Source organism: Acinetobacter sp. WCHA39, from assembly GCF_002165385.1.
Taxonomy (GTDB): Bacteria; Pseudomonadota; Gammaproteobacteria; order Pseudomonadales; family Moraxellaceae; genus Acinetobacter.
The window spans coordinates 21584-29240 of the sequence record NZ_NHRP01000035.1; the positions used below are offsets into that span (position 1 = coordinate 21584).

Below are 7657 nucleotides of genomic sequence, written 5' to 3' on the forward strand. Positions count from 1 at the left end.
TTTAAATTTGGGTAAATAAATTCTGGGCATAAAAAATCCCATACCTGTTGGGGCATGGGATCGGTTGGTTTTAGTGTTGGTTGATTTGATACGTTTGTTGAAGAAATAAATGCTGGATATGTGTAGCTGCCTTATCCACCATTGGGATAAATCTGAAAGCGCCGTGTTCCCACTTTGGTCTGTGGAAACTGCTGTAGATATTCAGGATGCTGTTTTAGTAAGGATTTACTGTCTAGGCTGATGGAATCCTGCGATTTCTTCCAAGTGACAGAGCCACCTGTAAATACAGCTCGCTCAGCGTCTTTCATCAGCATTTGTAGTTGATGTTTCAGCTCATCAAAATACTGTTGGTGTTGTTCAACTTTATGTCGTTCCTCTAATAATTGGTTAAATAGGTAGTTGGCTTGTTCATGTTGAGTCAGGTCTTCCACTGTTAATGGAATCTGTTCTGGATAAAGCTGTTGCAAGGCTTTAGCTGCCGAGTCAGAAGCATCGACACTGGGTGGAATACCTGATTCCACACATTGCCAGAAGTGACGTTCCGCATTAATAATGTGCTGGATCACAGTTTCGTTGCGTGTCACTTTATAGATTTTAGTTTCATGTCCACAGATTAAGGCACAGATATGTGCTGCCTGTTTACCTGTCACAGCAAGTTGATGTTGAACTTGGCACAGTACATACAGTGGTACACCATCTCGCCATAGTTTTGAGCCATATTCCCCTACCGTTTTACACTCCAAGATTTGAACTTCGTCACTGCCCACCACGGCATAGTCAAGGTTTGCCAACATAAAATGCTTGTCTTCATCGGGGTGTTGTAAGACTGCATTAACTCGACGGACTTTGTGATTGGTGTGCATGCTGTAGTATTCCGCCACCAAGGGTTCTAGCTGTTTGCCCCAGTACAACGGTGCATAACCAGCACTTTCATCCTCGATGTTTTGTTGCATGCGACCTGTCTTGATCATCCACAATTCCAGCATCGACATATAGGGATTTAAACCACATGCTGTAGCGGCATCACTACTGCCAATGCCCTGCTTTCGGACTTCTAGCCATTGTTGGTAATTGAGCTGTTTGGTGTTGGCAAGGCGTTTAGCTGTGGGTGCTTTGGTTTTTCGTGGTTGTTTGTTTAGTCGGTCACTTTTAGTTCGAGTTCTCACCTCAAGCTGTTGAGTCGGTGAGTTTTGGGTGGGTGGATTCAGGTTTGGTGAATACGGTTGTAGCGGTGGATGATTTAAGGTATTTTGAATTTGAGTATGACTATTCATTGCAACTATTCCTGTAAGAGTAAAATCGTAAAAGCTGAATTTTGGGCATAAAAAAAGCCACATCTGGAAATGTGGCTAAAGGTGTTACTGTGCTTGTACGGTATTACCGTCTGCTTAGGCTAATGTAGAAGACTTAACTGAAACTGAATTTAGGCAATCATTCTTAAGGCCTGTTCCAAACCTCGTTGCTTGATTGCTGCTCCTGCACCAAACCATGCTGAATCGAGTCGATGATCCGTACTCATTGCTCGACGTTCATGGTCGCAAAACTCAGTGATTGAACACAATAAACCATACGCCGTGTCTTTGGCTGAACTCAGTTCTGCCCCACGCCCATGTCCGTTAAACATGGTCATGGCTTTCGACATGGCGCGTCCATTCGGTTCAGTTTTATTGTCGGCTTTACTTACTGAGGTGATGCCTTGATTTGGCATGGCTGCATTTCGGTAGAACTGAATAATGCTTTCATCCTGTTCCGCTGTACTCAAGTTAGTGTTGTTAAACACCGCATCAAAGTAGGCTGCCGCTTCTTGTTGAGTCACTTTACGCTGACTCAATTGCTTCATTTCATACATGTGCTCATCCCATGCACGGACTGAAATACCAAGTTGATGTTTGATCCGTTCCGCATTGAACTTGGTACTGTGTGGTACTTTCACTACGCCTGCACTGGTATTTTGTCCTTTGAGAGCAATCGCTAAAGTGTTGTTGCAGACCACTCGAATACTGGTGAACTGGGCGGTAGTCGCCAATGTGCCATCACAGGCGGTTGCTAAAAGAATATAGCCATTACTGACATCTTTACCTTTTAAGGCAGATGTTTGTCCTGTCCGTGCCAATGCCCAGAATTTCTTACCGCCTTTAAGTACCCCTGCTGTTTCTAGTTCAAAGCCTGATTGTTCAGTCAAGTCTTTGTAGAAGTGTAGAATTTCCATCGGTTGCACTTCCTGAAAGCGCTGACTCACTACAGATAAAGGTGCATGCGTATCAGAACGGTAAAGTACTCGTTGTTCCTCAAAAGGCATAATGATGCTTTGTCCCTTTTCATTCAGTGCCATGTAACTGACATCTGAAGATTCTATTCGCCAGTCCATGCCTGCCTGTTGTGCCCAGACCTCGATGGACTGATTTGGAGTCAGTTCATTGCCCAAGCCATGCCAAGGGGTTTGTCCAGTGAATGCCATTGTTTCGACTAAGTGCGCCATAATTGTGTCCTTATAAACAAAAAGACTGCTGGACCTCACTCCTTGTTAAAGGAATGAAATCCAGCAGTCTTTGATGAGATTAATGTTGATGTGAATGAAACGATTCAGTGAGTCAGTTCATTCTGTATGTTGATTCATCTTAATGTTATATAACTACAATTTTTTTCAATCAGGCTTTAAGTATTTATGGCTCATGTGGTTATTGTGGCGACATTACAATCTGACGACCGTCCTTGAGTACCGCAGTCACTTCTCTGATATTACGTGGATCACAATTCAAGAAGAATCGCATAGAGTTGCCATAGGTAATCGGATTAGCTCCACTACGGTAATCAGCTCTGCAATTTCCTCTATTCACGATCAGTTTATCCATCTCAATACTGTCTGAGAGTGAAATCAGATTCAGGTAGGCTGTTTCAACCACACTGGAACCAAAGACCTGATTCTTCACTTCAATACGATACTGCATCGTTGCATCACTTTGGTCAGAGGGTGCTTGTTGGACGTCCTTCTCCGCTTCTTGTCGATTCAGGGTTTCCCATTCATCCCAACCTTTGGTAATGAATTCTCGTATTTCCTGTACAGGTGTCACCTCCAAGTTACTAAGATAATAGCCTGCTAGACTGGCTGTTTCTTCACTTGGCGATTTTTCTAAGGACTCTAAATCCTGTAGTTCTTTCTCAGTCAGCTTATCAGTTTGTTCCTTCGGCTTGACTTGTTCAGTTTGAACTGCGGTATTCTGTGCTTGTGCTGCTTCTGGTTTCTTTTCACAACCGACTGTTAATATGGCAATGGTTGCCAGCATCATGATTTTTTTCATCTTTCCCCCTGTCCCCTCTATGCTTAGCAATTCACATCAAGGTGCTGGTCTGTCCATACATTGCTGGTAGTATTTATCTCTAAACATTTGTTTGGTTCTGTCAAAGGTTGCTGTACCACCACGGTCATATTCAAAGGCATCATGGAGAATCGGTCTAAGTTGCTCCCGAAGTGCTTCATTATTTCCAGCCAGCAATACCATGGCATTTGCCATATTGCTTTGTTTCAGGCGCATGTCCATCACTGTTTCAGCCACATCGGCTTCTTCCTGACAAACCTTCTCCTGTTCAGAAGAACATCCAATAATAAGAAGGGGTATCAAAATACAAAGGAGTTGATTAATTCGCATTTTTATTACACCCCACTACACTTGCCAACGGTATAACCTCTGGCAAAGTCCATTTTCTTTTGGTCTTCTTCAGTCTCAATCGGCTTATTAAAGAAGGGTTTGCCATAAGCCTCACGAATAGTGTCATAGCGGCATCCACAGGATGCTTCTGTATCGACAGCCATCTTGATCGCCTTATTGGGATACATACAATGTTCAATGTAGGCTTTGCGGTCTTTGGTCTCGGATGAACAGCCTGTTAATGTTTGTGCAATGATGATTCCAAGAATGCTGAATGATTTAATTTTCATTAAAGCTCCCCTATATTTTTTTCTGTATGGATCGTTTTTAAATCTATAGGCGTACATACACAGAACAGGAAGCTGTTCGTGAATAAATAAGAAACGCCAAAGCACCGATTAAACGTTGGAGTGAAATCAGTTAAATAAATTAGATATCAGTACAGATAGAGGAAAGTTTGAATCGTCATGGTTGACTCCTAGATGTAATAGAAGCTCTACCAAATCACTGCTAATCGATTATGGTGGTAGAACGAAAAGGGGTTAGCAGACTGGTCATCTAGTACCAGCACGCGCGAACGCGTCCCCCTCCCGTTCTGAACTGAACCCCATAAGTTAGACTTTTTAAACTTATGAGGTGTGTCCTATGCCAGTTCCAAAGCATTCAAAAGAGTTAAAATTAAAAGTCATTCAGGCTTATTTAGATGGAAGTAAAGGCTACAAAATCCTTTCACAAGAATTTAATGTAGATCTCCAAACGGTCCGGCTATGGATTGAAAAATATAAGGCACAAGGTGAAGATGGCTTAAATATTAAAACTAAAAAAACCTACTACTCTTCCGAATTTAAAATCAAGGCTGTACAAATGCTTCTTGATAAGGTACCTGTAAGAGAAGTTAGAAGACGGTTAAATCTGAGCGGGACGTCAATTTTAAGAAGGTGGCTAGCTCAGTATCATAAAGAAGGGATTGCCGGGTTTAATACCACGAGGATTTATAACAATATGGTTAAACAAGATAAAACTAAAATAAACAAACCTGTAAAAGATGACAAAGATAAATCTCAGCAGGAGCTCATTGATGAAGTGACCGCTTTACGTGCAGAGGTTGCCTTTTTAAAAAAGCTAAAAGCCTTAAAACTGAAGCAACGTACTTAAATTCACTTTGTACTGCAGACAGTGTTCAAGTTATTTCAGAATTAAGGCAACTTTATCCATTAAAGCTACTACTTAATATTGCTAAGATCGCTCGTAGTACTTATTTCTATCACATGAAAGCTGCACGTGTTAATGATAAATATAATGAGCTCAAACAGCAGATTAAGTCTATATATCATGCCCATAAAGGATGTTACGGCTATCGTAGAATTACTCTTGCTCTGAAACGTATAGGAATAATGATTAACCACAAGTGTGTATATCGCCTCATGAAATCTATGGGGCTGAAGTCACGTATCAGAGCACTAAAATATCGTTCATATAAAAGTGGCTGTGTAGGAACAATAGCTGATAACGTTTTACAACGGCAATTTAAAGCAAATCGCCCAAATCAAAAATGGGCAACTGATGTAACGGAATTTAATTTAAAAGGTGAAAAACTTTATCTATCTCCAATTATAGATTTATTTAATGGGGAAATTATTACCTTCCGAATCCAACGTAAACTCAATTATGAGTTAGTGAAAGATATGCTCATTCATGCTTTAGCTAAACTTAAGCGACATGAAAAACCAATACTTCACTCAGATCAAGGTTGGCAATATCAAATGGCTCATTATCAGCAGCAATTAAAGCAACATGGTTTAACTCAAAGTATGTCTCGTAAGGGAAACTGTTTAGACAATGCTGTAATAGAAAGCTTCTTTGGAATATTAAAATCCGAGTGCTTTCATGGTGAAAAATTTCAATCAATTGATGAATTAGAGAAAACTATACGAGAGTACATTCATTATTATAATCATGAGAGAATCAAGGTGAAGCTACAAGGATTATCCCCTGTACAATATAAAAATCAGTTTATAAAAACTGCTTAATTAACAGTCCAACTTTATGGGGTCAGATCATTCTACCGCAAAGGGGGACGAGAAGGTTTCGCACAAGCATCATACTCAGGAAGAATATGAACCTGATGCGCTAGATGAAACGGTCTGCTAAAACCGACTGACCATGTGGGTCAGCAGACTAAGGATAATGGTGAGGTGGATTGAAGTCAATTCGGACACATGAAAATTGCTTGTTTTGTATTTCTATATATTTATTGGTTACTTACAAGACAGCACAATTCAATTTCTAAATTTTGATTCTGCTTACAAAAACCGTGGAACATTAATTAAATATCAGACGTGAAACGTGAATAATCATGAAAAAGCCGTTCCAGTACGCTGAACGCAGGAACAGTTTTCTATAAGCTTATGAATTATATAAAATAAATAATTACACATAACGCCCATTATGTTAATTTTAGAAAAATTAACACTCCATTTTACTTATTTTTTCTTAGTAGATTTTTTAGTCTTTTTTACTTCCCTAGCTTTTCGTTTTCTTTTTTCAACAGCTTTTTTCTCAACTTGATTTTTTCCTCTAGTTTGGCTTTTCTTTACTTTACGAGTGTTAATAGCATTAAGAACCGCATGGTCTAAACTCTTAGGATTTTCTTTATTTAATTCCATTAATGTTTTGATATTAATATCTTTTTTAAGAATAATATTATCAAAATCTATGAAGTCTTCAGGAGCGTCCAAAGCTAATGGAGTTGTATAAAACTCTGAATTCTTATTAAGGTCTTTTTCTAATTTTTCTTTCATATTAGTTAAATAGAAAAATTTACTTTTATTTAAAATTTTGATGAATCTTTCAAGGTTCTCTCCCGATCGTGGATCAAGCTCTAAGACTCTACTTATCCCCACAAAAATAGAATTTGTATAATCTATAGTGCGGTCGGGATTTTCAGCCTCAACTCTTTCAAGCATTGTATTTAAATATTCTTCATTTGGCCCAATAAGCATTCTATATTTGTATGGATTTAAAGGATCTATATCTCTAACGATGCTAACTCTTATATGGTTTTGTAAATCATCATTATTAATAGAATGGTTTAAATCATCGAAAATTTGTTTTCCAATTTTAGGTTTTCTAAAACCTAGACCAATAATAGGTATATCTTCTCGATGCTTGTTCTGGGCAAAACTAAAAGCAACTCCGCACCAAGTGGCTTTATCCCATAATTCTAAATCTATTAGATTAGTAACAAATAAATGTTTTCGACCTCTAGGCGCTAATGGTAAAAATTCCTCTACATCCTTAGTCTGCTCTCCTAATTTAGGCCTAATACTTTCATTGTTCCCTAACAATCGATTAACCAGTTTGTCTTTTTGACCAGTATCACTCACATCATAATAAGTATATGGTTTTAAAGAATCTAATATATATTGCTTGTCCTCTCTATCTAAACAAATTGGAATATATTTAGTATTATTGAAAGCATTTTCATAAACTTTTTGAAGAATATGTAAAGTTTCCCATTTTGCCCCTAATCCTGTAGTCGGGTTTTCTGCAAAGTCCTTGCTTCGTTCATAATATGTTTTTGTTGCCAGAACTAAAACAAAATCGGCTTGATCTACTTGAGATGCCATCCATAAAGGCCAACCTTGAGGAGGAGCTTCCTCATATTGATCTATTTCTGCATCTATTCCTCTAAATCGAAGATAATTTGAAAAATCTAAAACATTATCTGCTAACTGTTTTCCTGCATGGGCATAACTAATAAAAACTTTAGGTGGTTTCATTGCTACAAAGGTAAAGAAATATTAAGTCGAGAATAGAGGAATATTTCACAATATGAAAGTAAGCATTTAATTAATTAAAGTTTTTCAAAATTCAATTATTTATAAAAAATTACTCTCCATTTAACATAATGGGCGTTATATGAAACTAAAATGTTAGAAACCATTTAAAGTGTCTGTATTCTCACCAATAAAAATGTCTGGTTTATGATGGTTTTCACCATCATGGAC

8 protein-coding genes are annotated in these 7657 nt (G+C 38.3%); 2 read left to right on the top strand and 6 right to left on the bottom strand.

Features of this window, described 5'->3' with window-relative positions:
• Nucleotides 1–131 precede the first annotated feature (131 nt).
• The 5 genes from CDG56_RS14125 to CDG56_RS14145 form a co-directional block, all read right to left on the bottom strand.
• The gene (locus CDG56_RS14125; protein WP_087548243.1) at nt 132–1274 is read right to left on the bottom strand and encodes a YqaJ viral recombinase family protein; all 1143 of its coding nucleotides are present in this window, start codon (nt 1272–1274) and stop codon (nt 132–134) included.
• Nucleotides 1275–1423: 149 nt separating this feature from the next.
• A complete protein-coding gene (locus tag CDG56_RS14130) occupies nt 1424–2479 on the bottom strand; it encodes a DUF932 domain-containing protein (RefSeq protein WP_087548244.1) in 1056 nt (351 codons plus the stop codon).
• Nucleotides 2480–2678: 199 nt separating this feature from the next.
• Nucleotides 2679–3299, bottom strand: a complete 621-nt coding sequence (locus tag CDG56_RS14135) for a hypothetical protein (RefSeq protein ID WP_087548245.1) — start codon at nt 3297–3299, stop codon at nt 2679–2681.
• Between the two features lie 36 nt (nt 3300–3335).
• Nucleotides 3336–3647, bottom strand: coding sequence for a hypothetical protein (locus CDG56_RS14140; protein ID WP_032864956.1), 312 nt, complete (start codon nt 3645–3647; stop codon nt 3336–3338).
• A gap of 5 nt (nt 3648–3652) precedes the next feature.
• Nucleotides 3653–3937 carry a hypothetical protein gene (locus CDG56_RS14145; protein ID WP_087548246.1) on the bottom strand — a complete coding sequence of 95 codons (285 nt, stop codon included), beginning with the start codon at nt 3935–3937 and terminating at the stop codon, nt 3653–3655.
• 355 nt (nt 3938–4292) lie between these two features.
• Between CDG56_RS14145 and CDG56_RS14150 the strand changes: the two genes are divergently transcribed.
• Complete coding sequence (locus tag CDG56_RS14150; protein ID WP_087548247.1) at nt 4293–4802, top strand: helix-turn-helix domain-containing protein; 510 nt, start codon at nt 4293–4295, stop codon at nt 4800–4802.
• 32 nt (nt 4803–4834) lie between these two features.
• Complete coding sequence (locus CDG56_RS14155; RefSeq protein ID WP_227519076.1) at nt 4835–5677, top strand: IS3 family transposase; 843 nt, start codon at nt 4835–4837, stop codon at nt 5675–5677.
• 453 nt (nt 5678–6130) lie between these two features.
• Here the strand turns inward: CDG56_RS14155 and CDG56_RS14160 are convergent, their stop codons facing one another.
• On the bottom strand, nt 6131–7429 hold the full coding sequence (locus CDG56_RS14160; protein ID WP_087548249.1) for a toll/interleukin-1 receptor domain-containing protein: 1299 nt from the start codon (nt 7427–7429) through the stop codon (nt 6131–6133).
• Between the last annotated feature and the right edge of the window lie 228 nt (nt 7430–7657).

Coding starts and splice junctions, on each gene's coding strand:
- CDG56_RS14145 (WP_087548246.1), bottom strand. CDS start 3,937: ATGAAAATTAAATCATTCAGCATTCTTGGAATCATCATTGCACAAACA.
- CDG56_RS14160 (WP_087548249.1), bottom strand. CDS start 7,429: ATGAAACCACCTAAAGTTTTTATTAGTTATGCCCATGCAGGAAAACAG.
- CDG56_RS14130 (WP_087548244.1), bottom strand. CDS start 2,479: ATGGCGCACTTAGTCGAAACAATGGCATTCACTGGACAAACCCCTTGG.
- CDG56_RS14150 (WP_087548247.1), top strand. CDS start 4,293: ATGCCAGTTCCAAAGCATTCAAAAGAGTTAAAATTAAAAGTCATTCAG.
- CDG56_RS14140 (WP_032864956.1), bottom strand. CDS start 3,647: ATGCGAATTAATCAACTCCTTTGTATTTTGATACCCCTTCTTATTATT.
- CDG56_RS14125 (WP_087548243.1), bottom strand. CDS start 1,274: ATGAATAGTCATACTCAAATTCAAAATACCTTAAATCATCCACCGCTA.
- CDG56_RS14135 (WP_087548245.1), bottom strand. CDS start 3,299: ATGAAAAAAATCATGATGCTGGCAACCATTGCCATATTAACAGTCGGT.